The 26,040-nt window shown below is 31.7% G+C and carries 24 protein-coding genes and 1 pseudogene; 19 read left to right on the top strand and 6 right to left on the bottom strand.

From position 1 onward, the window contains the following. Positions 1 to 113: 113 nt before the first annotated feature. Positions 114 to 1,865: an aspartate--tRNA ligase gene (aspS, locus tag CPIN17260_RS00940; RefSeq protein ID WP_078440923.1), complete on the top strand. Its 1,752-nt coding sequence runs from the start codon at positions 114 to 116 to the stop codon at positions 1,863 to 1,865. A gap of 17 nt (positions 1,866 to 1,882) precedes the next feature. Next, positions 1,883 to 2,458 (top strand): adenylate kinase, encoded by a 576-nt coding sequence (locus tag CPIN17260_RS00945; RefSeq protein WP_078387347.1) that lies wholly within the window; start codon positions 1,883 to 1,885, stop codon positions 2,456 to 2,458. 93 nt (positions 2,459 to 2,551) lie between these two features. Here the strand turns inward: CPIN17260_RS00945 and CPIN17260_RS00950 are convergent, their stop codons facing one another. Continuing rightward, complete coding sequence (locus tag CPIN17260_RS00950; RefSeq protein ID WP_078440416.1) at positions 2,552 to 3,010, bottom strand: methylated-DNA--[protein]-cysteine S-methyltransferase; 459 nt, start codon at positions 3,008 to 3,010, stop codon at positions 2,552 to 2,554. Between the two features lie 73 nt (positions 3,011 to 3,083). Between CPIN17260_RS00950 and CPIN17260_RS00955 the strand changes: the two genes are divergently transcribed. From CPIN17260_RS00955 to CPIN17260_RS00995, 9 genes are all read left to right on the top strand, one after another. Then, complete coding sequence (locus CPIN17260_RS00955; protein WP_078440417.1) at positions 3,084 to 5,636, top strand: bifunctional aconitate hydratase 2/2-methylisocitrate dehydratase; 2,553 nt, start codon at positions 3,084 to 3,086, stop codon at positions 5,634 to 5,636. Between the two features lie 37 nt (positions 5,637 to 5,673). Beyond that, positions 5,674 to 6,903, top strand: coding sequence for an ankyrin repeat domain-containing protein (locus tag CPIN17260_RS00960; RefSeq protein ID WP_078440418.1), 1,230 nt, complete (start codon positions 5,674 to 5,676; stop codon positions 6,901 to 6,903). A 25-nt stretch (positions 6,904 to 6,928) separates the two neighbouring features. Beyond that, positions 6,929 to 7,675 carry an SDR family NAD(P)-dependent oxidoreductase gene (locus tag CPIN17260_RS00965; RefSeq protein WP_069636389.1) on the top strand — a complete coding sequence of 249 codons (747 nt, stop codon included), beginning with the start codon at positions 6,929 to 6,931 and terminating at the stop codon, positions 7,673 to 7,675. Positions 7,676 to 7,695: 20 nt separating this feature from the next. Continuing rightward, positions 7,696 to 9,384: a Na+/H+ antiporter NhaC family protein gene (locus CPIN17260_RS00970; protein WP_078440419.1), complete on the top strand. Its 1,689-nt coding sequence runs from the start codon at positions 7,696 to 7,698 to the stop codon at positions 9,382 to 9,384. 1 nt (position 9,385) lies between these two features. Beyond that, positions 9,386 to 10,492, top strand: coding sequence for a tRNA (uridine(54)-C5)-methyltransferase TrmA (gene trmA, locus CPIN17260_RS00975; protein ID WP_078440420.1), 1,107 nt, complete (start codon positions 9,386 to 9,388; stop codon positions 10,490 to 10,492). After that, the gene (locus tag CPIN17260_RS00980) at positions 10,485 to 10,883 is read left to right on the top strand and encodes a CoA-binding protein (RefSeq protein WP_078398238.1); all 399 of its coding nucleotides are present in this window, start codon (positions 10,485 to 10,487) and stop codon (positions 10,881 to 10,883) included. The genes trmA and CPIN17260_RS00980 overlap by 8 nt, the downstream gene beginning before the upstream one ends. Further along, the gene (gene ilvA, locus CPIN17260_RS00985) at positions 10,867 to 12,078 is read left to right on the top strand and encodes a threonine ammonia-lyase (RefSeq protein WP_078405807.1); all 1,212 of its coding nucleotides are present in this window, start codon (positions 10,867 to 10,869) and stop codon (positions 12,076 to 12,078) included. Before CPIN17260_RS00980 ends, ilvA begins: the two co-directional genes overlap by 17 nt. A 28-nt stretch (positions 12,079 to 12,106) precedes the next feature. After that, a complete protein-coding gene (locus tag CPIN17260_RS00990) occupies positions 12,107 to 12,802 on the top strand; it encodes a DUF4230 domain-containing protein (protein WP_078398236.1) in 696 nt (231 codons plus the stop codon). Positions 12,803 to 13,199: 397 nt separating this feature from the next. Next, on the top strand, positions 13,200 to 13,544 hold the full coding sequence (locus CPIN17260_RS00995; RefSeq protein WP_078440421.1) for a hypothetical protein: 345 nt from the start codon (positions 13,200 to 13,202) through the stop codon (positions 13,542 to 13,544). 95 nt (positions 13,545 to 13,639) lie between these two features. Here the strand turns inward: CPIN17260_RS00995 and CPIN17260_RS01000 are convergent, their stop codons facing one another. Further along, positions 13,640 to 14,626 (bottom strand): iron-sulfur cluster assembly scaffold protein, encoded by a 987-nt coding sequence (locus CPIN17260_RS01000; RefSeq protein ID WP_078387357.1) that lies wholly within the window; start codon positions 14,624 to 14,626, stop codon positions 13,640 to 13,642. 22 nt (positions 14,627 to 14,648) lie between these two features. Beyond that, positions 14,649 to 15,839: a NifS family cysteine desulfurase gene (locus tag CPIN17260_RS01005; RefSeq protein WP_078440422.1), complete on the bottom strand. Its 1,191-nt coding sequence runs from the start codon at positions 15,837 to 15,839 to the stop codon at positions 14,649 to 14,651. Positions 15,840 to 16,589: 750 nt separating this feature from the next. Here CPIN17260_RS01005 and CPIN17260_RS09640 point away from each other — a divergent pair. From CPIN17260_RS09640 to CPIN17260_RS01030, 6 genes and pseudogenes are all read left to right on the top strand, one after another. After that, a pseudogene (locus CPIN17260_RS09640) lies at positions 16,590 to 16,832 on the top strand (methyl-accepting chemotaxis protein); the annotation flags it as partial. A 39-nt stretch (positions 16,833 to 16,871) separates the two neighbouring features. After that, positions 16,872 to 17,249 (top strand): CZB domain-containing protein, encoded by a 378-nt coding sequence (locus CPIN17260_RS09645; RefSeq protein ID WP_226997026.1) that lies wholly within the window; start codon positions 16,872 to 16,874, stop codon positions 17,247 to 17,249. A gap of 76 nt (positions 17,250 to 17,325) precedes the next feature. Then, positions 17,326 to 18,195: a menaquinone biosynthesis family protein gene (locus CPIN17260_RS01015; RefSeq protein WP_069632654.1), complete on the top strand. Its 870-nt coding sequence runs from the start codon at positions 17,326 to 17,328 to the stop codon at positions 18,193 to 18,195. Then, positions 18,192 to 18,461, top strand: coding sequence for a flagellar biosynthesis protein FliQ (gene fliQ / locus CPIN17260_RS01020; RefSeq protein WP_226996955.1), 270 nt, complete (start codon positions 18,192 to 18,194; stop codon positions 18,459 to 18,461). Before CPIN17260_RS01015 ends, fliQ begins: the two co-directional genes overlap by 4 nt. Continuing rightward, positions 18,458 to 19,231 (top strand): UDP-N-acetylmuramate dehydrogenase, encoded by a 774-nt coding sequence (locus tag CPIN17260_RS01025; protein WP_069638057.1) that lies wholly within the window; start codon positions 18,458 to 18,460, stop codon positions 19,229 to 19,231. Before fliQ ends, CPIN17260_RS01025 begins: the two co-directional genes overlap by 4 nt. Before the next feature lie 11 nt (positions 19,232 to 19,242). Then, entirely contained in the window at positions 19,243 to 19,710 is a 468-nt protein-coding gene (locus CPIN17260_RS01030) for a hypothetical protein (RefSeq protein ID WP_069636377.1), read from the top strand. On the opposite strand, the gene recR is transcribed toward CPIN17260_RS01030, so the two are convergent. The 3 genes from recR to CPIN17260_RS01045 are packed head-to-tail and all read right to left on the bottom strand — an operon-like array spanning position 19,707 to position 22,195. Next, entirely contained in the window at positions 19,707 to 20,279 is a 573-nt protein-coding gene (gene recR / locus CPIN17260_RS01035) for a recombination mediator RecR (protein ID WP_069632658.1), read from the bottom strand. The genes CPIN17260_RS01030 and recR overlap by 4 nt on opposite strands. Before the next feature lie 6 nt (positions 20,280 to 20,285). Further along, positions 20,286 to 21,527 carry an ArsS family sensor histidine kinase gene (locus tag CPIN17260_RS01040; RefSeq protein ID WP_069632659.1) on the bottom strand — a complete coding sequence of 414 codons (1,242 nt, stop codon included), beginning with the start codon at positions 21,525 to 21,527 and terminating at the stop codon, positions 20,286 to 20,288. Continuing rightward, positions 21,524 to 22,195, bottom strand: a complete 672-nt coding sequence (locus CPIN17260_RS01045; RefSeq protein WP_069636375.1) for a response regulator transcription factor — start codon at positions 22,193 to 22,195, stop codon at positions 21,524 to 21,526. The genes CPIN17260_RS01040 and CPIN17260_RS01045 overlap by 4 nt, the downstream gene beginning before the upstream one ends. Before the next feature lie 117 nt (positions 22,196 to 22,312). Between CPIN17260_RS01045 and CPIN17260_RS01050 the strand changes: the two genes are divergently transcribed. Together CPIN17260_RS01050 and abc-f are read left to right on the top strand one after the other, a co-directional pair. Beyond that, entirely contained in the window at positions 22,313 to 23,899 is a 1,587-nt protein-coding gene (locus CPIN17260_RS01050; protein ID WP_069636374.1) for an ABC-F family ATP-binding cassette domain-containing protein, read from the top strand. A gap of 179 nt (positions 23,900 to 24,078) precedes the next feature. Next, positions 24,079 to 26,019, top strand: coding sequence for a ribosomal protection-like ABC-F family protein (gene abc-f, locus CPIN17260_RS01055; RefSeq protein ID WP_078440424.1), 1,941 nt, complete (start codon positions 24,079 to 24,081; stop codon positions 26,017 to 26,019). Positions 26,020 to 26,040 lie beyond the last annotated feature (21 nt).

Genomic DNA, 26,040 nt, shown 5'->3' on the forward strand with positions numbered 1-26,040 from the left:
AAGTTTAATTCTTACTTGATTTTTAAAGTAAATTTAAATAAAATGATATATTTAAAATAATGAAAGGAGAGTTGCTGTTTGAAATTTCCAAACATAAGACAACTATAAAATTTATGAGAAGTCATTATTGCGCCGAACTTAACAAAGATGATATTGGAAAAGAGGTTACTCTTTGTGGTTGGGTTAATACCTATAGAGATCATGGCGGTGTTATATTTTTAGATCTTCGTGACAGAACAGGTTTGATACAACTTGTTTGCGATCCAGCAGATAGTAAAGAATCTCACGATATAGCTTCAAAGATTCGTGATGAGTATGTTTTAAAGATAAAGGGTAAGATAAGAGCAAGAGGCGAAGGACTTGTAAATCCTAAATTAAAAACCGGTGAAATAGAGGTTGTGGTTAGTGAGCTTGAGATAGAAAATCCAAGTGAAGCACTACCTTTTATGATAGGCGATGAGAATGTAAATGAGGATATAAGGTTAAAATATAGATTTTTAGACCTTAGAAATGAACGTTTGCAAAATATATTTAAGCTTCGTTCAAAAGCTGCTATTGCTGCTAGAAACTCTTTGGATAAAATGGGCTTTATTGAGTTTGAAACTCCGATTTTAACTCGTGCTACACCTGAAGGTGCAAGGGATTATTTGGTTCCTAGTCGTGTTTATCCAGGTCAATTTTATGCACTTCCTCAAAGCCCTCAGCTTTTCAAACAGCTTTTGATGTGTTCTGGTTTTGATAAATATTTTCAGATAGCAAAGTGTTTTAGGGATGAGGATTTAAGAGCTGATAGACAGCCTGAGTTTACTCAAATAGATATTGAAATGAGCTTTTGCGAACAAGAAGATATTATAAAAATGGCAGAAGAGATGTTAAAAGATATTTTCCAAGCTTGTGGATATGATGTTAAAACGCCTTTCCGCCGTATGAGTTACAAAGAAGCTACTGAAAAATATGGCTCAGACAAGCCTGATTTGCGTTATGATTTGGCTATGGTTGATGTTATTGATATATTTGAAAGATCTACAAATGAAATTTTTAGCCAAATCGCAAAAAATCCTAAGAAAAATCGCATAAAAGCACTTAAAGTTCCAAATGGTGATAATATTTTCAGCAAAAGAGAGATGAATAGATTTGAAGAGTTTGTTAGAAAATTTGGAGCACAAGGCCTTGGATATTTCCAAATGAAAGAAGAAGGACTTAAAGGACCACTTTGTAAATTCTTTAGTGATGAAGATCTAAATGAAATTATTTCAAGATGTGATTTAAAAGTCGGTGATGTTGTATTTTTTGGTGCTGGACGTAAGAAAACTGTGCTTGATTATATGGGTAGATTTAGAATTTTCTTGGCAGAGCAAATGGGTATCATAGATCAAGATAAGATGGAGTTTTTATGGGTTCTTGATTTTCCTATGTTTGAACAAAATGATGATGGCTCGTATTCAGCAATGCATCATCCATTCACAATGCCAAAAAATATAGACGAAGAAGATCTTGAAGATATACTTTCTGTAGCCCACGATGTTGTTTTAAATGGCTTTGAGCTTGGTGGTGGTAGTGTGAGAATACATAAAAATGATGTTCAACAAAAAGTATTTAAACTGCTTGGAATTGAAGAAGAAGAGCAAAGAGAAAAATTTGGATTTTTACTAGATGCACTTAGTTTTGGAGCGCCACCACACGGTGGTATAGCTATAGGTTTTGATAGACTTATAATGCTTGCTACAAAATCAACAAGTATTCGTGATGTCATAGCTTTCCCAAAAACACAACGTGCCCAATGTCCTTTAACAAAAGCACCTAGCGCACCTAGTAACGAACAAATGAGAGAGCTTGGACTTCGTTTAAGAGAAAAAGAAAAATAATATTTAAGGAAGAAGTTATGAAAAGTTTATTTTTAATTATTGGTGCACCTGGTAGTGGTAAGACAACTGACGCTGATTTGATTGCAAAAAATGATGAATCTTTTGCGCATTTTTCAACAGGTGATCTGCTTCGTGCAGAAGTTGCAAGTGGTAGTGAGCTTGGTAAGACAATAGATGGCTTTATATCAAAAGGAAATTTAGTTCCATTAGATGTTGTTGTAAATGCTATCATATCAGCTATAAAAGGTTCTGATAAGAAAAATATAATCATTGATGGCTACCCAAGAAGTGTAGAGCAAATGAATGAGCTTGATAAGGTTTTAGCTGCTCAAAACGAGATAGTTTTAAAAAGCGTTATAGAAGTAGATGTAAGTGAAGATGTGGCTAGAGAGCGTGTTCTTGGCCGTGCTAGGGGAGCTGATGATAACAATGAAGTGTTTAACAATAGAATGAAGGTATATCTAGAGCCAATTACTGCAATAAGAGATTTTTATAAGAATAAAAATTTATTACATGTTATAAATGGCGAAAGAACGATAGAAGAGATCGTTTCTGATATGTCTGAATTTATTAAAAAAGTTCTAAGCAAGTAGAGTTCTTGGTCGTGCTTTTAAAGTGCGATCAAACTTAGCCTTTAAAACAAATTTGCATTTTTTTGTTTTAAAGGCTTATTTTTTGATTGAATTTTATCTATATTTTTGTTCAAAATTGAGTAAAAATTCTTTTGTTTTTACTCCATCTCCACCAGAATATCCACCAAGTCCATTTGTACTAACAACTCTGTGGCAGGGTATTATTATTGGTATTTTATTTGTTGCATTTGCATTTCCAACAGCACGAAATGCGTTCTTATGCCCTATATTTTCTGCTATTTGCTTGTAAGTTGCGGTCATGCCGTATGGTATTTTTTCTATTTCATTGTATACTTGTATCTTAAAATCAGTACCTTTTAAAAATATAGGTGTTGTAAAAGCTTTTAAATCCCCTTTAAAATATCTATAAATTTCATTAGCACAAAGGTTTAAAACATCATTTTTGCTTTGTGTATCCTTGTAATGTTTTACAAAATTTATCTCATGCACAGCTTGTTTGTCGGCTATAATTTTTAAAATACCAATAGGAGTTTTGATATAAATTTCGTCCATTTTTCCCTTAAATTTATTATAAATTTGATATTATGGTTAAATAATAATAAATTTAAATAAAAAGAGGCTTAAAATGAGTTTTTTTTATGATTATAATAAGCACAAACACGAACGCGAGTTGTTAGGTATAGACCCTTTGCCGCTTGATGAAAAACAGATAAATGATGTTATATCTTTGCTAAAACAAAATCACGAAAAATCTCAAGATTTATTATTTTTGCTCGAAAATAGAGTTTTGCCAGGTGTTGATATCACATCAAAGATAAAAGCCGAGTTTTTAAATGAAATTTTAAATCACGACCTAAAAATAGCCTGTATAGATAAAGAAAAAGCTGTTAAAATGCTAGGTGCTATGCTTGGGGGATACAATGTTGTTGTGCTTATAGCAACTCTTTTAAATAACGATGAAAAGCTTGCAAAATTGGCTTGTGATGAGCTAAAGCATACTATTTTTGTCCACGGATATTTTGATGAGATAGTAAGTTTGAGTAAGACAAATAAATACGCCCTTGAAGTTTTAAAATCTTGGGCAAATGCCGAGTGGTTTTTGTCAAAAGAAAAATTGCAAGATAGTATAAAAGCTGTTGTTTTTAAGGTTGATGGCGAGACAAATACAGATGATTTAAGCCCAGCAAGTGAAGCATTTACTCGTTCTGACATACCATTGCATGCAAATGCTATGCTTGTTAAAAAGGTTCCTGATTTTTTAGAACAAATATCCAAGCTTAAAGAGCTAAATTTACCTATAGTTTATGTTGGAGATGTTGTTGGAACCGGAAGTAGTAGAAAAAGCGGTATTAACTCTATTCAATGGCATTTTGGTAAAAATATAAATGGCATTCCAAATAAAAAAACAGGCGGTATTGTTATAGGGTCTAGCATTGCGCCTATATTTTTTAACACAGCAGAAGATAGCGGTGCTTTGCCTATTGTTGCAAATGTTGATAAATTAAATACTGGCGATGTGATAGAAATACTTCCTTATGAAGGTAAAATTTTAAAAAATGATAGTGTTGTTAGTGAGTTTTCGCTTGATCCTGTAAGTATTATTGATGAGTTTAGGGCAGGTGGACGAACTACTCTTATGATAGGAAAAAGTCTCTTTGAAAAATCAAGAAAAGTGCTTGGCATAGAAGAAGAAAGCGATATTTTTATCAAAATAAAAAACGACAAACAAGATGATACCGGCTATACATTGGCACAAAAGATGGTTGGTAAAGCTTGTGGTGTTAGAGGTGTTAGAGCTGGGGAGTATTGTGAGCCAACTGTCTTGACTGTGGGTTCTCAGGATACTACCGGTCCTATGACAAGAGATGAGATAAAAGAGCTTGCTAGCTTGAGCTTTGGGGCTGATTTTGTTTTGCAAAGTTTTTGTCACACAGCTGCATATCCAAAACCTAGCGATGCTATCTTGCATAAAACTCTACCATCTTTTATAAGTTCAAGAGGTGGTGTTAGCTTAAAGCCAGGTGATGGTGTTATACACTCTTGGTTAAACAGAATGGTTCTTCCTGATACCGTTGGAACAGGTGGCGATAGTCATACTCGTTTTCCGATAGGTATAAGTTTTCCTGCTGGTAGCGGTCTTGTTGCTTTTGCTTCTGTTTTGGGAATAATGCCACTTAATATGCCAAAAAGTGTTTTGGTTCGTTTTTCTGGAACTCTTCAAGATGGTATAACTTTAAGGGATTTGGTAAATGCAATACCTTATTATGCTATAAAACAAGGGTTGCTTACGGTTGAGAAAAAAAATAAAAAAAATATCTTTGCGGGTAAGATTATAGAGATAGAGGGACTTAATAAATTAAAGGTAGAACAAGCATTTGAGCTTAGCGATGCTTCTGCTGAAAGAAGTGCGGCGGCTTGTGTTGTAGCACTTGATAAAGAGCCAGTGATGGAATATATATCATCAAATATAGCGCTTATTGAATCTATGATAAAATCAGGTTATCAAGATAAAGATACTTTAATGCGTCGCAAGCAAAAAATGAAAGAGTGGCTTGATAATCCTGAGCTTTTAAAAGCCGATGATGACGCAAAATATGAATGCGTGATTGATATAAATTTAGATGAATTAAAAGAGCCTATTGTTGCTTGTCCAAACGACCCTGATGATGTTGCTACTTTGAGCGAAGTTTTGGCCGATGAAAAAAGACCAAAAAATATAGATGAGGTTTTTGTTGGAAGTTGTATGACAAATATAGGTCATTATAGAGCTCTTGGTGAAATTTTAAAAGATATGGGTCAAATTCCTACAAGGCTTTGGGTTGTTCCACCTACTAAGATGGATAAGGATAAACTCACAGAGGAGGGGTATTACTCTATATTTGGTGCAAGTGGTGCTAGGATAGAAGTTCCTGGTTGTTCGCTTTGTATGGGAAATCAAGCAAGAGTTGCCGATGGCGCTGTTGTCTTTTCAACATCTACTAGAAATTTTGATAATAGAATGGGTATGGGAGCAAAAGTTTATCTTGGAAGTGCTGAATTAGCTGCCGTTTGTGCTATTTTGGGAAAAATTCCAAATAAAGATGAGTATTTTCAAATCGTAAATAAAAAAATAAATGGCAAAGAAAAAGATGTTTATAGGTATCTAAATTTTGACCAGCTAAGCGATTTCATCGTTTAAATTTGTTAAAATAGATACTTCGCATAAGGAGATTATTTTGAAAAAGTTACTTTTTACTATGTTTTTGATTGTTCGAGTTTGGCTTTTTGCTGATACAACTTGTGCTGATTTAAAAAATAATTCAAACAGTTTTTTTAAAACCAATCCAAGTACTTTTTCAAATTTTAACGATTCTTTATTTGAATGTGATGGTTCAATTTTTAATTTAAAAGATATTCAAAATCTCTTAAAAGTAAGTAAGCAAATAAGAGGCGATAACATTAATTGTGTTGGTTCAAATGAATATTTTGAAAAACTTAATAAATTTAAATTTACTATCCTAAAAGCCTCTTTTTCTCCATATGCTTATGCAAAAACATTGCCAAATATAGAAAGTGCAGATATTATAAGAGAAAAACAAAGGGGTTATTTTAGGTATTGGGCTCATCAAGCATTTTATAATTTTTATAAATTTAAAGAATTTTGGAATATTTTTAATCAAGCTCAAACTCCACTTGTGAAATTTTATGAAGACAAGGGTTTTGAAACAATGGAAGCTGCATATTTTGCAACCGCTGTTTTAAGTGAGTTTTTAAATTATTCTGTTGGCAGTTACATTAATTTATCAGATGTTAATATAGATATTTCAAAAGAACAAAAGCTTTTAAGTGAACGAGTTGATATTTCGCAAATTATGTCTATTTTGTATTCTAAAAATTGGGAGGTTTTTGAACTAAATCAAATTTTAAATACAGCACTTTTATATAATAAAGGGACTGAAGTTTTAAATGAAATCATTAAACGTGGGGTGAATTTAGAATCAGGCGATGAGAGCGCTATATTTTTCGCATTAAATAATTTGCATAATGTTGAGTTTTTAATAAATAATGGTGTAGATGTAAATCATAAAAATTCTTTTGGCAAAAGTCCTATTTTCTATGCGGTTGAACTAAAAAATCCATCTTTGGTAAAATTGCTTATAAAAAATGGTGCAGATGTAAATGATACCTATATAGACCAAAACACCAAAACAGCTACGCTAGGGCTTGGTAGCTCTTTACCGTTTTATATAAATATGTGTGCGTTAGAGCATACAAAAAGAACTCTTTTTATGCACGCTTCAGCAAATTCAAATCCTGAAATATTGCGTATTTTGGTAGATAATGGTGCTATTATAAATGATATAGATGAGCTTGGTTTTAATGCTATGGATTATGCTAAAATGACTTCCAATGTAGAAAATATTGAGTTTTTAAAATCATTAGGTGTTATGTCAGAAGGTTATTGATAAATTCAAGGGGTGTGGTGTAAATATGAAAAATACAGCTTTTATTACTGGTGCTACTTCAGGTTTTGGAGAAGCTATAGCTAGAAGATTAAATAAAGAAGGATATAAGATAATAGCGCTTGGAAGACGTAAAGAACGCCTTGAGAAACTTGCAAGTGAACTTAATAATGTTCATATCGTGCCTTGTGATATAAGAGATAAAGACTCTGTTTTTGATGCTATAAAAAATTTACCAGATGAGTTTAAGGATATAGAAATTTTAGTAAATAATGCTGGTTTAGCACTTGGACAAGAGGCTGTAATTGATGCTAGTATCGATGATTTTGAGGTTATGATTGATACAAATATCAAAGGTCTTATCTATGCAACAAAGGCTGTTTTGCCTATAATGAAAAATAGAAAAAGCGGTTATATCTTTAATCTTGGTTCTGTTGCTGGGACTTGGCCTTATGCTGGCGGCAATGTTTATGGTGCTACAAAATCTTTTGTAAAGCAATTTAGTTTTAACCTTAGAAATGATTTAAAAGGTCTTAATATAAGGGTTACTGAGATAGCTCCAGGGTTGTGTAAGACCGAGTTTAGCGAAGTTAGATTTAGAGGAGATAAAGCAAAGGCTGATGCTGTTTATGAAAATACGAAATTTATAACAGCCGATGATATATCGCTGATAGTTTCAAATTGTATCAATATGCCAGCAAGTGTCAATATAAACACTTTGGAGGTTATGGCTACAACTCAGACTTGGGCTGGATTTTATTTTGAGAGAGATTGATATTTATATAAGGGGTTTAGATGAGATTTAAGTTTTTGTTGCCTTTGCTGGCTTTTTCTGTTTTTGCATTCGCGGACCCAGATAAAAATGCAGAAATTTTTGGTATTTGGACACTTTTGCCACCTTTAATAGCTATAGTTTTAGCTTTTATAACAAAAGATGTTATTTTGTCACTTTTTATAGGTGTATTTAGTGGAACATTTCTTATAAACATAATAAATGAAAATATTTTTCTTGCATTAATAAAGGGCTTTTCCGATATTGTAGCTCGTATAGTTGCTTCTATGGCCGATAGCTGGAATGCTGGTATAATGCTACAAGTTTTGTGTATAGGTGGAGTTGTTGCGCTTGTTACAAAAATGGGTGGAACAAAGGCTCTTGCGCTTTGGCTTAGCAAAAAGGCAAAAACAGGAATTTCTGCTCAAATCTCAACTTGGTTTATGGGAATTTTAATATTTTTTGATGATTATGCAAATGCCTTGATAGTTGGCCCTATTATGAGACCTATAACTGATAAATTTAAAGTTAGTAGAGAAAAATTAGCTTTTATTATAGATGCAACTGCTGCACCGATAGCCGGTATAGCCATTATATCAACTTGGGTTGGGCTTGAAATTTCTTTGATTAAAGATGGTTATAATCTTATAGGCGTAAAAGAGATTAATTCTTATGGCGTTTTTATAGAAACCATACCTTATAGATTTTACAATATCTTTATGTTGTTTTTTATAATTTGTACAGCTTTTATGGCTAGAGAGTATGGCCCTATGCTTACAGCTGAACGCCGTGCGAGAAATGGCGAAATACATTACGGCAAAATAAATATAAATGATGTTGAAGATAAAACGCTAGAAGCAAAAGATGGAATTAAACTTCAAAGCTCAAATGCTATCGTGCCTATAATGGTTCTTATTATTGGTGCTTTTGTGAGTTTTTATTTTAGTGGTCTTGGTGCTTTGGAGGGCGAAGTTTTAAAATCAGCACAAGAAAATCCTTTTTCTTTTAATACTTTTAGAGAGACATTTGGCGCAGCAGATGCTTCTGTGGCACTTTTTCAATCAGCTTTGTTTGCAAGTATAGTTGCTATTTTTATGGGTGTTTGGCGTAAAATTTTTGGCATTAAAGAGGCTATTGAGACATGGGTTAAGGGCTGGAAAACTATGATTATAACGATAGTTATTTTGCTTTTAGCTTGGAGCTTAAGCTCAACTATAAAAGAGCTTGGCACTTCTAAATATTTGGTTGAATTGTTAAGTGATACAACACCTAAGTTTATACTTCCAACAGCTATTTTTATACTCGGTTCTTTTATATCTTTTTCAACAGGCACAAGTTATGGAACAATGGGCATTTTGATGCCTCTTGCGATACCTTTGGCAAATGCTGTTGGTATCTCTTCTGGGCTTGAAGGGCAAGAGCTTTATTCTTATACAATAATAAGCATATCTGCTGTTTTGACCGGGGCTATCTTTGGTGATCATTGCTCTCCTATATCAGATACTACTATTTTGTCATCAATGGGTGCTGGTTGTTCTCACATAGATCATGTTTCTACTCAAATTGTTTATGCTGTAAGTGTCGGAATTATTGCAATTGTTATTGGTTATATACCGGTTGCTTTGGGTATTAGTGTATGGGTTTCTTTAGTGCTTGGTTTGATTGCGACTTGGTCTCTGGTTAGATTCGTTGGAAAAAAGGTGGAATTATAGTTTGGATTGTAAGTATTTAAAAGAGTGTGGAAGTTGTAGCCTTTTTATACCATATAGTGAGCAAATAGAGTTTAAAAAAGAGCTAATAGGCTCAAAATTTAATCAGTTTTTTGATGGTGTTTTTGAGTTTTTTGGTTCTAATGATAAACATTATAGAATCAGGTCAGAGTTTGGTATATGGCATAGTCAAGATGATATAAATTACACTATGAACTCTACCAATAAATCTAAAATTTTTATAGATGAATGTCCAAAGGTAAGCAAGCCTATTTTTGATATTATGCCAAAACTACTTAATATTTTAAGAAACAATACTCATTTAAAAGAGCGACTTTTTGGAGTTGAGTTTTTAGATGTAAATTCTAAGTTGCTTTTAACACTTCTATACCATAAAAAGCTAGATGATGATTTTAAAAATGTTATTGATGATTTGCAAAAAAGCCTTGATGTGTTTGTGATAGCTCGTTCAAAAGGCAAAAAGATATCAAACCAAGATATTAGTTTGGTAGAAAAACTTATTATAAATAATAAAGAGTATAAATTTACTTTTAGTGAAAATGCATTTGTTCAACCAAACAAACAAGTTAATCAAAAGATGATACAATGGGCTTTGTCTTGTGTTGACAATGCCGATGATTTGCTTGAGCTTTATTGCGGTCATGGTAATTTTACGATACCTATAAGCTTTGCTTTTAATAAGGTATTAGCAACTGAGATAAATAAAAGTTCTATTACAAATGCTATTAAAAATTGCGAATTAAATGGTGCGAATAATATAAAATTTGTAAGGCTAAGTGCTGATGAGTTAATGCAAGCTTTTGCAAAAGAGCGGGAGTTTTTTAGACTAAAAGATGTTGATTTGTTTGATTATAATTTTACACATATTTTTGTTGACCCGCCCCGTGCAGGACTTGAAATGAGTGTTATAAATTTTATAAAAAATTATGAAAATATAATATATGTATCCTGTAATCCAGATACATTGTTTTTGAATTTGCAAGAATTATGTAAAACACATACAGTTGAGAGATTTGCGATTTTTGACCAGTTTGCAAATACTCATCATATTGAATGTGGTGTTTTATTGAAGGAGAGAAAAAATGTTTGAGTTTATAAACGAAGCTAAAAACATAGCCATAGTTGGACTTAGTCCAGATGAAAATAAAGATAGTAATATGGTAGCTAGTTATCTTCAAAAACAAGGCTTTAAAATTTATCCTATTTACCCTAAAATGGATGAAATTTTAGGCGAAAAAGTTTATAGAAGTTTGAATAAAATACAAGATAATATAGATATAGTTGTTATGTTTAGAAAGGCTGAATTCGCTGAGACTTTGGTTGATGAGGTGATACAAAAAGGAGCGAAAACACTTTGGCTTCAACTTGATATCATAAACGATAAGGCAAAAGAAAAGGCACTCCAAAATAATATAAATTTTGTTCAAAATAGATGTATAAAAATAGAACATATGAGGCTTAAAGATGGTTTTGCTGAATAAAATAATACAAGCAAAAAGAATGATAGCTGGGTTTGTAGATAAAACCCCATTTGCATATTCGCCAAAATTAAGTGCACTTTGTGATGCGACTATCTTTTTAAAAGAGGAAAATTTACAAAGAACAGGTGCTTACAAGATAAGAGGTGCTTACAATAAAATATCAAATTTAAGCGAAGAAGAGAGAAAAAGAGGTGTTGTTGCAGCAAGTGCCGGAAATCATGCTCAAGGTGTCGCTATAAGCGCTAGAGAATTTAATGCAAAAGCTGTAATAATAATGCCAGAATCTACACCTTTATTAAAGATAGCAGGAACAAAAAGTCTTGGAGCAGAAGTTATTTTAAGTGGCAATAACTTTGATGAGGCATATGAGTTTGCTACAAAATACGCAAAAAAGCATCATATGAGCTTTATTCATCCTTTTAATGATGAGTATGTTATGGCTGGACAAGGCACCATAGGTCTTGAAATGCTTGATGAAATTGCTGATTTAGATATGGTTGTTATACCAGTTGGCGGCGGTGGACTTGCTAGTGGGATTTCTAGTTGTGTCAAGCAGGTAAATCCAGATATAAAAGTTATTTGTGTTGGTGCAAAAGGTGCCCCGGCTATGCACGATAGCTATAAAGCAAAAAAAGTTATAAACTCAAAATCTGTTAGAACTATAGCCGATGGTATAGCTGTAAGAGATGCTAGTGAGAAGACATTACCAAATTTAATAGAGTGTGTGGATGAGTTTGTTCAGGTTGATGATGAGGAGATAGCTACAGCTATACTTTTCTTACTTGAAACTCAAAAGATAGTAGTTGAGGGTGCTGGTGCTTCCGGTGTTGCAGCATTAATACACGGAAAGATAAAGCATAAAAAAGGCACTAAAATAGGTGTTGTTTTAAGTGGCGGAAATATAGATGTTCAAATGCTTTCTATTATCATAGAAAAAGGTCTTATAAAATCAGCAAGAAAAATGATAATACAAGTAACATTGATAGATAAGCCGGGTTCTTTGCTTAGTCTTACTGATACGCTCAAGGAGGCTAATGCAAATATAGTAAAAATAGACTATGATAGATTTTCTACCGAGCTTGAGTATGGTGATGCTAGTATCATTATCACGCTTGAAACAAAGGGTAAAGACCATCAAGAAGTAGTTGCTAGCAAATTAAGTGAAAACGGATTTGAGTTTAAACAAATTTTCTAGTTTTTTGTAGGTATTTAAGGGGATTATTATGAGTGATATATTTGGTTTTGTGCTTATTATCTTGCTTTTGGTTTGCGTTTTTATTATTTATAAAACAAACTCAAAGCTTCAAAAAGCAAAAAATAACGAAAGCAAGGTGGAGTCCGTATTAAAAATTGAACAACTAAAAAGTATAGGCGAGCTCTCTGTATTTCAAGTTTATAGCAAAGAGATAGTAACGAAAACCGATCACGCTTTTGGTAATTTTGGTAAAGAGTATCTTAGGTGGTTGGTTAGCGAAAAAAAGCTTTCTATGATATTTGAGTTTGAGATAAATTTTGTATATGATTTAACAAGTGAAAAAATGCAAATTCAAGAGATAGCAAATTCTAAATTTCATATAACAATGCCGCCTTGTAAATATAAATTTTCTATAGCTGATATGAAATTTTATGATGAAAAAAATGGTAAATTTATACCGTTTTTGCTTCCTGATTCTTTAAATGGCTTTTTTGGTAGTAGCTTTAGAGAGGATGATAAAAACAAGCTTATAGGTGAAGCAAAGTTAGAAGTTGAAAAGATGAGCTTAAGGCTTATAAAACAGCTAGAAAGCAAGATACACAAATCCGCAAAAGATACATTAGAAGCCATTGCAAAAAGCTTTGGCGCGATAAGTGTTACGTTTGATTTTAATGACACTGAGAGTTTTGCCGATACAAATTTAGATTTAAAAAATATAGCGTAAGATTATGATATTTTCATAATCTTACTACTTTTAAATTTATAATTTCTTTTGCTTGTGTTATATTTTAAAAAAAAATAATTTAAATTATTTTGTAAAGGAAATTGTATGAAAAAGATATCTCTTGCATTGGTAGCAACAACCTTTTTAATAACTAATATTTGCCTATGAACCGTATTTAAATACCGTAAATCCTAAGTATTTTGGAAAAAGTGTTGCTACTACATATTTTGGTTATGCTTCTATTGATGATAAAAATATACAAAGTAAAGGCAAAAAAGCTAGCCAATATGTTTTAGGTTTTCAAGGTAAAAGTAGCGAGGATAATCAAAATTCTCAAAATGATTCTAAGACATCTGGTAGAAGTATTTTAGGCGGCTTGGGGTTAGGCTTTGCGTTTATGACATCTAATTCAACTTTTATGGGTCTTGATTTTCGAACAGACTATCAGTATGGATTTAGCACAAATACTAGTGAAACCTATATCTCCCAATTAAAAGGTTTTAGGTTTGGAAGTAATTTGTATTTTGGTGCGAATTTGGGCGAAAGTTTTGCCATAGGCGTTATTGGTTTGTACAATAAAGCAATGATTACCGGAACAAGTGAAGATAAAAACGGAAAAATAAAAGAGAAAGTAAGATACAACGAGTATGGTGTAAGTGTGCCGCTTAGCTTTAGGGTAAATAATAGCTTAAAATTGCAATTTATAGGTGGTTATAGCACCATACAAGGTAAAGATATATAAACTCAAAAAACAACTAGATTTTCTATAGGATTTGGGTATTTTTGTAAGCTTGGATATAAAATTAGAGTTGCTAAATAGCAACTCAATTAATTAAATTATATAGGCATTACTCTTATTTTTGGGCTAAGATTTTCTTGTAAAACATTTTCTATAGCATAAAGTGTGCCGCTACTGCCGCTTGAGCAACTAGAACAAGCGCCAAGATATCTTATGTATATGTCTATATTGCTTTGGTCATCTTTTTTGATATCTAAAATTTCTAAGTTTCCACCATCCATCATAAGCATAGGTCTTATTTGCTCATCTATAACAGACTCAACAGCTTTTAATTGTCCTACTAAACTTAACTCTTCAAAAGCTAAATCATCACCAAAAGATTTTGCATCAGCTTGTTTTTTGAGTTTTTCTTGCTCCATTTCAGCCCTTGTATCTCTTAATATATCTACTAGATAATATTCTCTATTTTCGTGTCCACCAGGTTTTACACAAGATTTGCAAAATGCACCAGCTTTTGTATATTTGGTTATGTCTTCAACTGTTTTAAGATCATTTAGTCTTATTACTTCTTTTATTGTCCCAAGACTAACACGAGCACATTCACATACCATTATTTCATCTTCAAAGTGATCTGGGTCTACACCTTTGTAGCTAGCAGCAGCAGCCTTTATAACATCATATGCCATAACAGAACAGTGCATTTTTTGTGGTGGAACAGCTGGAGTATCAGGGTTGTCTCTCATTGCTTTTTCTACATCTAAGTTTGTTATTTTTACAGCTTCATCTACCGTTTTTCCTATACAAAGCTCAGCCATTGTGTCAGAACTAGCTATTGCGGTTCCACAGCCAAAGCTTTTAAACTTTGCATCTAAAATTTTATCTGTTTTTTCATCTACAAGCCAATAAAGTCTAACAGCGTCACCACAGCTCTCAGCTCCAAAATCAGCAACTATAAGCTTCCCATTTGCTTTTTTTGCCTCTTCTTCTGTTATCTCTCCCATAAATTTTGGGTTATTCATTCTATCTTGAACGTTTTGTGAATACTCATCCCAGATTGAGCCGCTTATTAAATTGTCTTTTGCCATTTTTTATCCTTATTTTTATTTTTTATAGTCCGCTTTTATGACCTTCTGGAGCATATGCAAATGTGCTTGATATAGCTCTTAGTCTTTTTACTGCTTTATTTATTACATCTATTGTATAGTCTATCTCTTCTTCTGTGTTAAATCTAGAAAGAGATAATCTTAATGCAGTGTGTGCTAATTCTTTATCTGCACCTATAGCTTCTAATATAGGGTTGCTTTCTAATGTTTCGCTAGCACAAGCTGAACCTGTTGAAGCAGCTATTCCAGCTTTATTTAAATCCCATAACATAGCCTCTCCTTCTATGCCTTTGATAGATGCTAGTATGGTATTAGGAACTCTTTTATTTCTATCGCCAATTACATTTATGTCTGGAATTTGAAGTAGTGCATCTTCTAGCTTATCTCTTAATCTTCTTACGTGAGAGTTTTCAAAATCTATAAATTTATTTGCTGTTTCAAGTGCTTTTGCCATTCCAACTATCCCAGCTACATCTAAAGTTCCGCTTCTTCTTCCGCCCATATGTTCTCCGCCGTGAAGTAAGCTGGAAAGCTTTTGACTATCTTTTATGTAAAGAGCGCCCACACCTTTTGGTCCGTGAAATTTATGAGCTGAAAAACTTAAAAAATCAACATCTAAATCTTGAACATCTACAGGTATTTTACCCATTGCTTGAACCGCATCTGTATGAAAAAGAGCATCACCTTCATGAGCTATTTTTGCTAACTCTTTTATAGGAAATATCATTCCTGTTTCGTTATTTGCATACATTATAGAAACTAAAGCTACATCATCACTCATAGCTTCTTTTAGCTGTTCGGGTGTTACTATGCCTTCGCTATTTGCATCAAGGATAGTTATCTCTACTCCAAAATCTTTTAAGAATGCACAAGTAGCGCTTACGGCAGGATGTTCAACAGCTGTTGTTATAACTCTTTTTTTCTCCCCTGTCGCGATTTTGTCAAAATATATACCTTTTACTACCCAGTTATTGCTCTCTGTAGCACAAGATGTTACGATGATATCGTCGCTATCTTTTGCATTTATACCTTTATATAGTTGATCAAGTGCTTTTCTTAAAGCCGGATGTGTATCTGAGCCAAATTGATGAAGCGAATTAGGGTTACCATAAATTTCAGAAAAAAATGGTTTCATGTCTTCAAATACTTCAGGATCAACCATTGTTGTTGCATTGTTATCTAAATATACTCTCAAGTTGTTGCCTTTAATTAGGATAGATTTTATCCTTTTAATTTTAAGAACGATATTATAACAATTTTTATAAATTTTAGTTTAAAATTTAGCTGTAATTTTTTCATTTAGGGATAAAATTTGATAATAAAAATATATTGAAATTCTTTATCAATTTATGATAATATCGTTATTTTTACAATTAAATTATATATGGGTATTTAAAATAGGGATTATTAATTTATATTTTTAAGAATTGTTATAAAAATTTATAATAATTTTTTGTAAAATTAAAAATTTGGAATTATTAAGATTTATTATGCTATAAGCATATAAAAATTTAAACAGGAGCCAAATGTGAGTTTGTTTACTAAAAACAAAGCTTCAAAAGAAAAAAGCGATTCTAATAATATAGAAATTAATGAGTTAAAAGTAAAAAACAGTAGTATTATTGATGAAAATCATAAACTAAAGCAGGAACTCAAACAAGTTAGAGATGAATCAAATTTAAAAGATTCTTTGATAAAGATTTTATTAAGCGGTTCTATAAATGGAGTAGATGATGTGAGAGCCATGATAACAAAAAATATGGAGATTTGTAAAGATATAGCATCAACAAGTATGGATTCATCATCAAAGATAAAAATATTAAACGAAACAAGTGAAATTTTAATGAACTGTATACTAAAAATTTCAGAACAATCAAATAAATCTCACGAAAATGTAGATATGCTTCACAAGAGTGTTGATGAGATATCAAGTATAGTAAATCTAATAAAGGATATATCTGATCAAACAAATTTGTTGGCACTTAATGCAGCTATAGAGGCTGCAAGAGCTGGGGAGCATGGTCGTGGTTTTGCTGTTGTTGCAGACGAGGTTAGAAAACTAGCAGAAAGAACTCAAAAAGCTACAAGTGAAGTTGAGATGAATATAAACTTACTTAAACAAAATGCGAATGATGTTTTAAGTATGAATGAAGAAATAGAGCAAATATCAAAAAGTTCAACAGAGCATGTTGATACATTTAGAACAAATTTTGTTGATATTTTACATATGGCAGACACTATAGAAAATGATTCTATAAAAATAACTAATAATATTTTTATAAGTCTTGCAAAATTAGACCATGTTTCATTTAAACAAAATGGATATAGAAAAATATTCATTGGTGAAAAAGAAGAAATGGTTGATCATTTAAATTGTAGGCTTGGTAAGTGGTATGAAGGCAGAGGGAAAGAAGTTTTTGGATCAACTATAGCTTATTCAAAATTATTAAATCCACACGAGGCAGTTCATAAAAGTATAAATGAAGCGATAAATAGCCTAGAAGACATGAGAGTAGTAAAAGAAAAATTTGAAATAGCTGAAAAATTATCACAAGAGTTATTTGCTTTATTAGATAGTATGCTTTTAGAAAAATATAAGTGTTAATGCTTATAGAAAAAATGGTTTAAATTTAATTGTTTAAACCATTTTTTGATAAAATCCTATAAAAAAAGGATTTATCTTGCAAAATTTCAAACAAATAGATGTAGCTCATTCGCCTGATGCAGATGATATATTTATGTATATGGCTATCAAATTCGGATGGGTTAGTGCAAAAAATCTCCGTTTTTCAAATATAGCTCTCGATATACAAACACTAAATGACGAGGCATTAAAAGGCACTTATACAGCAACAGCAATAAGCTTTGCCTTATATCCCCTTATAAAAGATGACTATTCTCTTTTAAGAACTGCTGTTAGTTTTGGTAATGGTTATGGTCCAAAACTAGTAAAGAAAAAAGATACAAGACTAAAAAGAAATTTCAAAGTTGCACTTTCTGGACAGCATACAACAAATGCACTTTTGTTTAAGATAGCATATCCTGATGCAAGGATAGTTTATAAGAATTTCTTAGACATAGAAAAAGCAGTTGTTGATGGCGAGGTTGATGCTGGGGTTTTGATCCACGAAAGTATTTTGGAGTTTAGCGAAGAGCTTTGTGTGGAAAGAGAGATATGGGATATATGGTGCGAACTTGCTGGAGAGATTCCACTCCCACTTGGCGGCATGGCTATTAGAAGAAGTTTACCTTTAACAGATGCTATTATGACAGAGGAAGTTTTAACAAAAGCTGTAAAAATAGCAACATCACATAAGCCATTTTTATCGCATATGCTTATGGAGAGAGACCTAATAAGAGTTGATAAAGAAAAATTAAAAACATATCTAAATATGTATGCAAATGATGATTCTATAAGTATGAACGATATTGCTCTTAACTCTTTAGATAAACTATTTGAGATAGGTTATAAGAGTGGAGTTTATCCTGAGCTTATAAAAGCGGCTGATTATCTTATACCAAAAGAGTATAATGATTTAAGGTTTTCTTGATGCAAAGCACGCTTGTATCACTTGGTATAGAGACTTTTAAGATAGCTTTATACCTTAGTCTTCCTATGCTTTTAAGCGGTCTTATAGCTGGACTTTTGATATCTATTTTTCAAGCAACTACTCAGATAAATGAAACAACTTTGAGCTTTGTTCCAAAAATAATACTCGTTGTTGTTGTTATAATTTTTTTAATGCCTTGGATGGTATCTATGATGAGTGAGTTTACTATTAAGATGATAGAGATGATACCGGAGTTTATAAAATGAAAAAAATGGTTGATTTTTCTAAATTTAGCTCTATAAAGGTTGGCGGTAATTTTGAAGTTGATATCATAAACTCAATCAAAGATGATACTTACGGTAAGGTTATTATAGGCGGTGCAAATAATATTTTGCTTTCCCATAATCCACCAAAATTAGCTATGCTTGGTAAGAGCTTTGATTATATCAAGCTTGATGAAAACATTTTAGAAGTTGGGGCTGCGACAAAAAGTTCAAAAATTTATAATTTTGCAAAAATAAATAATATAGGAAACTTTGAGTTTTTAAAAAACATTCCCGGAACTCTTGGCGGTCTTATCAAGATGAATGCCGGTCTTTGTGGAATTAGTATAAGCGACAATCTTACTCATGTGCTTTTAAAAAGGGGCTGGGTTAGTCGTAATGAGATAGCTTTTGCATATAGAAAAAGTGGAATTGATGAGACTATTTTTGGTGCTAAATTTAAAGTAGCTGGTGAGTTTGATCAAAAAAAAGCAGATGAGTTTGAGCTAAAAAGATCCAACCAGCCAAAAGCACCTAGTTTTGGTAGCTGTTTTGTAAATCCAAAAGATAATTTTGCAGGAAAATTAATAGAAGAAGTTGGACTAAAAGGATATAAGATAGGCGGTGCAATGTTTAGTGATAAGCATGCAAATTTTTTAATTAATTTTAACAATGCTAGTTTTGATGATGTTATAAATCTTATAGAGTTAGCCAAAAAAAGAGTATTTGAGCGTTTTGGTATAGAGTTAAAAAATGAAGTTGTGATAATTTAAAAAGTGAGATTATGCAAGATATAATTAGTGAAATTTTAACAATGTCTTTAATGGCTATTTTTATTTTTTTGTTTGTGATTTTAAAGCAAAGAGTAAAAATTAAAAACCAATCTATTAACTTTGATGAAAATATTGAGAAATTTAGAAAAGAGTTTGGTGTTCTTGGCGCTGATTTTAATGAAATTTGTGAAAATTTTATAAAAAATGGTTTTGCAAAAGAGATTAATAAAAACTCAAAAGTTGATGAAATGTTAGAAATTTTAGGTAGCGATCTTTTTGCTTATTTTGAACTCCCAAATGAAATAATAGATGAAAAAAACATTTTGCTTTGTGCTAATCATCTAAAAGATGATTTGCAAATGGCGATTTATGATTTTAAAAAAGATAAATTTTTAGTTTTTGTTTCAAAACAAGAAAAAATCACAAAGCTTGTCAAAATGTCTGGTGATTTGGGTGAAAATATAATAATATGTATTTAAACTTTTGTTCGGCTTTCTATCGCTTTGAGTAAGGATAACATATCTATATTTTCTAAATTTACACCAGTCGGAACACCTTGTGCTATTTTTGAGTATTTTATGTCAGTGTTTTTTAGTCTATCTTCTATAAAAAGCATTAAAGCATCTGAGTTTAGACCCGGTGTAAATGCAAATATTATCTCTTTTATATCATCTTCTTTTATTATTTTATCAAGTCTTTGTACTAGATAATCACTTAGCTCATCAAATACAAAATAACACCCATCAAAAATTTTATTTTGTTCAAAAACAAGTATGTCTTTCGGGCTTTCAACTACCATAAGGACACTATTGTCCCTTGTCTCATCTGTGCATATGTCACAGAGTTCATCTTCGCTAAGCCCACCACATTTTGTGCATTTTTTTGTAAATCTTACAGCATCTTCTATACATTGTGCTAATTGTAACCCAGAAAAATTATCTTGCAAACTAACAAAATATGCAAATCTCGTCGCTGATTTTTTACCAACACCGGGCAGTTTTCCAAATGCTTGGACTAATTCATTAAATTTTTCTAAACTTTTTTTCATTGAAATTTATATATTTATACAGAAGTTATGAAAACCATCTTCATATTTGTATTCAAGTGTAAATTTATGCATATTGCAAATTTGTTCTATTATATAAAGCCCAAGTCCCATTCCACGAGTATTTTTTGCATTTATGTTTCCACGAACAAATGCTTGTTTATAATGGTTTATGTCGTATTCTAGCTCTTTTCCTAGATTTTTGATTATTATTTGCTTTCCATTACAAATCAAAATAGCTTTTCTGTCATCGGCATATTTTAGTGCATTGTCTATTAGATTTTTTAATGCTAGTGAAAATAGCTGAAAATCAACTTTCATTAAAACATCATCTTGTACATCACAAGTTACTCTACTTTCAAAATTATCAAGCATTAGCATATCTCTTACTTGCTCTAGTATAAGTGATATATGGCATTGTTGATACTCTAATGAGCAACTTTTTGATAATAGTTGTTCTACCTTTCCAAACTCATTAATAAGCATATCAAGTCTTTCAAACACACCAACAAGTCTATCTTTTTGTGTTTCATTGCTTATCATTTCAGACACTATCCTACCTTTGCCGATAGGAGTTTTTAGCTCGTGCATTATAGCTCTTAAAAATAGCTGTCTTGATTGTATTAGCTCTCTTATCTTACAAACAGCATTGTTAAACTCATATGCAACCTGACCTATTTCATCTTTTTGTCCTTCGTTATAGCCATGAGTGCATATCGCTACTTCCATATTACCTGATGCAAATTTTCTTATGTCTTTATTTAGTTTTTTAAGAGGCAATAGACTTCTTAAAACCGATATATAAAGAGAAATTAAAAGAATAGAAGATATCAAAAAACTAACCAAAAGAGGGTTGTTTATGCTACTTGTTTCATTGTTTTTTAATAAAATTTCAAATGATGTGTTTTTGATTTGCAAGTAAAGATCATTATTGTAATACACTGATTTTACCATGCCTATTGGAGTTTGGTGTGAAAATACCAACTCTCCATTTTCAAATATAGGTTCTATCGGCTGTTTTTTATCCACATAAATAAGCCCAAAATTTCTAAAATAATGGCTTAAATCTTGTGGAGGATTAGCTCTTTCATAAAGAGCTAATAGGTAGTTGATAGCATTTATTTGTTTGTCTCTTGCTTTTTCTATAAGGTGTTCTTTTTCTATATTTGAAAAAGTTATTAAAAGAATACATACTAAAGAAAATGCTATCGCAAATATAATAGTTATTTTTGTGGTTATAGAATACTTCATCCTATGAGTTTATATCCTATTCCGCGAACTGAAAATATATGTTTTGGAGATTTTGAGCTGTCGCCTATTTTTGTTCTCAATCTTCCTATGATAACATCAAGACTTTTAGAGTCTTTATCTTTTAAGCTTTTGCAGTTATATACTAATTGCTCTCTTGAAACAGAAAAACTATGTTGTTTTATAAGATATGTTAGTATCTCGTATTCAGCAGGTGTTAAGACCAAAGGTTCATTGTTAAAATAAACTTCATGTCTTTTTTCATCTATTCTAAATACACTATCTATGGCTTCCTCTGTTACTTCGTGACTCTTTTTATATCTTCTAATAAGGCTCATTATTCTTGCATACATCTCTTTTGGGTCGTATGGTTTTGGCAAATAATCATCAGCACCCAAACTAAGACCTATAACTTTATCGCTTATATCTGAACGAGCAGAGCTTATTATGATAGGTATGTCGTATTTTTGGCGAATTTCTTTACAAACTTCAAGACCATCTATGCCAGGTAGGGTAAGGTCTAATATAAGCAAATCATAGTTTTTAACACCGGCACTTAATCCAAGATAAGGATCTTCAAAACTAGTTACTTTTATATTAAAATTCTCTAAATATTCAGAAAGAATTTGAGAAAACTCTGGATCATCTTCTATCATTAAAACATTTACCATTATTTTATCTCCTTGTCTTTGGCTTTATTTGTAAAGATTATACACAAAAAATATTAAATATTAAACAACATTTTGGCAAAATATATTAATTATAAAAATTTAATAATAAGGAATAAGATGTTAGAGGTTAGAGGTCTTACACAAAGATTTGCAAGTAGTTTGCTTTTTGAAGATGTAAATTTAAAATTAAATCGTAACAATAGATATGGACTTATTGGGGCAAATGGGGCTGGTAAATCAACTTTTTTGAAAATTTTAAGCGGAGATATAGAAGCTAGTAGCGGTGAAATAATAATAGAAAATGGTCTAAGGGTAGGTGTTTTGGGTCAAGATCAGTTTGCTTTTGAGGCTTTTAGCTTAAAAGATGCTGTTTTGTATGGCAATAAGCGACTTTTTGATGCTGTAAAAGAAAAAGAAAAGCTTTATATGAGTGAAGAATTTACAGATGAGATAAACAATAGACTTAGCGAACTTGAGATGATAAGTGCCGAAGAAGATCCTACTTATGAGTATGAAACAAGGATAGAAAAGATACTTAGCTCTCTTGGACTTTATGAGTTTGATAAACTTATGAGTGAGGTTGAAAACTCAGATAAGGTAAAGGTCTTGTTAGCTCAGGTTTTATTTCCAAAGCCTGATATATTATTTTTGGACGAGCCAACAAATAACCTTGATATAGATGCTATTGCTTGGCTTGAAAATGAGCTAAATCGCCACGAAGGAACACTTGTAGTTATAAGCCACGACAGACACTTTTTAAATAGAGTTTGTACTCATATATTGGATGTTGATTTTAAAAAGATACGTGAGTTTACTGGTAACTATGATGAGTGGTATATGGCGGCAAATTTAATGGCAAAACAAAGTGAAATGGAAAGAGATAAAAAGCTAAAAGAAAAAGAAGAACTTGAGAAATTTATAGCTCGTTTTAGTGCAAATGCTAGTAAAGCAAAACAGGCTACTAGCCGTTCAAAGCAACTTGAAAAACTAAATATAGAAGAGATTGCTGTTTCTAGTAGGAGAGATCCAAGTATATTATTTAGAGCAAATAGAGAGATAGGTAATGAGCTTATAGAAATTAAAGATTTAAGCAAAAAATTTGATGATAAGATTATATTTGAAAATTTTAATTTTAAATTAGAAAAAGGCGATAAATTAGCCATCATCGGGCATAATGGTGTTGGAAAAAGCACATTATGTAAAATCATTATGGGCGAGTTAGCTCCGGATTTAGGAAATGTTCATATAGGAACTACGATAGAACTTGGATATTTTGCACAAGATACGGTTAGTAAATTAACTTCTGATTTAAAACTATATGAATATCTTCAAGATGCTCAAAATAAAGATATAGATGAGATAAGAAAGTGTCTTGGTAGAATGCTTTTTAGTGGTGCCGAACAAGAAAAAGCTGTAAAATCTCTAAGCGGTGGTGAAAAGCATAGAGTAAGATTGGCTCAACTAATGCTACATAAACCAAATTTACTTGTTATGGATGAGCCAAATAACCACCTTGACCTAGAAGCTATTATATCTTTGGGTGAAGCTTTTTATAACTTTTCTGGTAGTGTTGTTTGTGTCAGTCACGACAGAGAGCTTATAGATGCATTTGCAAATAGAATTTTACATCTTAAAGGCAACGGCGAGATAGATGATTTTCGTGGAACATATGAAGAGTATAGGCAGAGTTTAGGACTTGAATAATCTAGCTTTGTGGATAATTTAAAAAATTGATATTGAAAGGTTTTTTATGAAAAAAATAGCTTCTTTATTTTTATTTGTCATTTTTGCATTTACTTTTTATGGTTGTGAGAGAAATGACTATCAGCACCCATTACATCGTGCTGGTAAAAAATAATTTTTTGAGCTTATAAGGAAAATTTGTGGCTTTAATAGATTTAATAGAAGTTAGCAAAAAATTTGGTGCAAATGAAATTTTAAGTGAAGTTAGTCTTAGTATAAATGAGCGTGAAAGAGTTGCTATCATAGGTAAAAATGGTGGTGGCAAAAGCACTTTAATGAAGGTTATTTGCGGTGTTTATGAAATAGATGCTGGCCGTGTCATAACTCAAAATAATATAAGTGTTCAAATGTTACAACAAACTCCAAAATTTGAAGATAGCTTAAATGTCAAAGATGCTATGAATTTAGAACTTAAAGAGATATTTGATGCACGAGATGAGTATGCTAAAACAATAGCTCTTATGGAAAAAGATCACGATAATCCAGACTTACTTGCCAAAAGTGAAGAGCTTTTGAAATTTATAGATTCAAAAGATGGTTGGGATATAGAGAGAAAAATAGAGCAGGTTTTGGAGTATTTTAGCCTTAAAGAGTATGAAGATAGAATGATAAATAGCCTAAGTGGTGGCGAGATAAGGCGTGTAGCACTAGGTGCTTTGATACTTAAAAAACCAGATGTTTTGCTTCTTGATGAACCTACAAACCACCTTGATGTTTATATGGTAAAATTTCTTGAAGATATGCTAAAAAACTCAAAACAAACCATTATATTTATAAGCCACGATAGATATTTTATAGATTCTATTGCTACAAGAAGTATAGAAATTCAAGATGGAAAGATAAGTAATTTTAATGGCGGTTATGCCTACTATTTAGAAAAAAAACAAGAAATTTTACAAAGCCTTGCTAAATCCCACGAAACACTTTTAAAACAATTAAAAAGCGAAGAAGAGTGGCTTAGAAGGGGTGTAAAAGCTAGACTTAAGCGAAACGAAGGCAGAAAAGAGCGAGTTTTTGCTATGAGAGAAGAGGCTAAGAAAAATCCGGGAATTATTAAAAGAGTAAAGCTAGAACTAGAACGAGCTTCAAAAAGTTTTAATCAAGGCGGAATAGACCAAAATAGAAAAAAGATGCTTTTTGAAATAAAAAATTTAGGCATAAAGATAGATCAAAAAGAGCTTTTTGATGGATTTAATGCAAGAGTCTTACAAGGCGAAAGAATAGCTATAGTAGGTAAAAACGGTTCAGGTAAAAGTACGCTTTTAAAAATTTTATTAAATCAGATTGATTTTAATAGCGGAGAGATAAAGCGTGGCGATGTTAAGATTGGGTATTTTGATCAAAATAGAAGCCAGCTTGATGATGATAAAAGTTTGATTGAGGTTTTTTGTCCAAATGGCGGAGATATAGTTGAGGTAAGAGGGCGAAATATGCACGTTTACGGGTATCTCAAAAACTTTTTATTTCCAAAGGAATTTTTGGATAAACCAGTTGGTGTTCTTAGTGGTGGAGAAAAAAATAGAGTAGCTTTGGCTTTGCTATTTACAAAGCAATATGATGTTTTGGTTTTAGATGAGCCTACGAATGACCTTGATATAGCAACCATAAATATATTAGAAGATTATCTTCAAAGTTTTACCGGAGCTATTATTTTTGTTAGCCACGATAGATATTTTGTTGATAAGATAGCAAATAAACTTTGGGTTTTTAAAAATAAAAAAATAGATGTAATTCATACAGAGTATAGTGTATATCTTGAGCTTGAAGATGAGTTAAATCAAATAGATGATTTTTCCAAAGAGCTTGAAACCGAACAAAATAATACACAAAAAAACAAGACAAAAAGTGTAAAGTTAAGCTATAAGCAAAACAAAATTTTAAATGAATATCCAGCTTTGATAGATAATTTACAAAGTGAGATAAACGAGCTAAATGTTGCATTAAGTGATCCAGCTATTTATCAAGAACTTGGTATAAATGAGATATACAAAAAACTAGAACAAAAAAAAGATGAGTTGGCTACTCTTGAAGATGAGTATTTTGAAGTGCTTGAAATTTCAGAAGAGATGATGGCTGATTGATTATAAAAAGGTGTGAGAATT

Origin of the sequence: Campylobacter pinnipediorum subsp. pinnipediorum (assembly GCF_002021925.1) — a bacterium.
In the GTDB taxonomy this organism is placed as follows: domain Bacteria; phylum Campylobacterota; class Campylobacteria; order Campylobacterales; family Campylobacteraceae; genus Campylobacter_A; species Campylobacter_A pinnipediorum.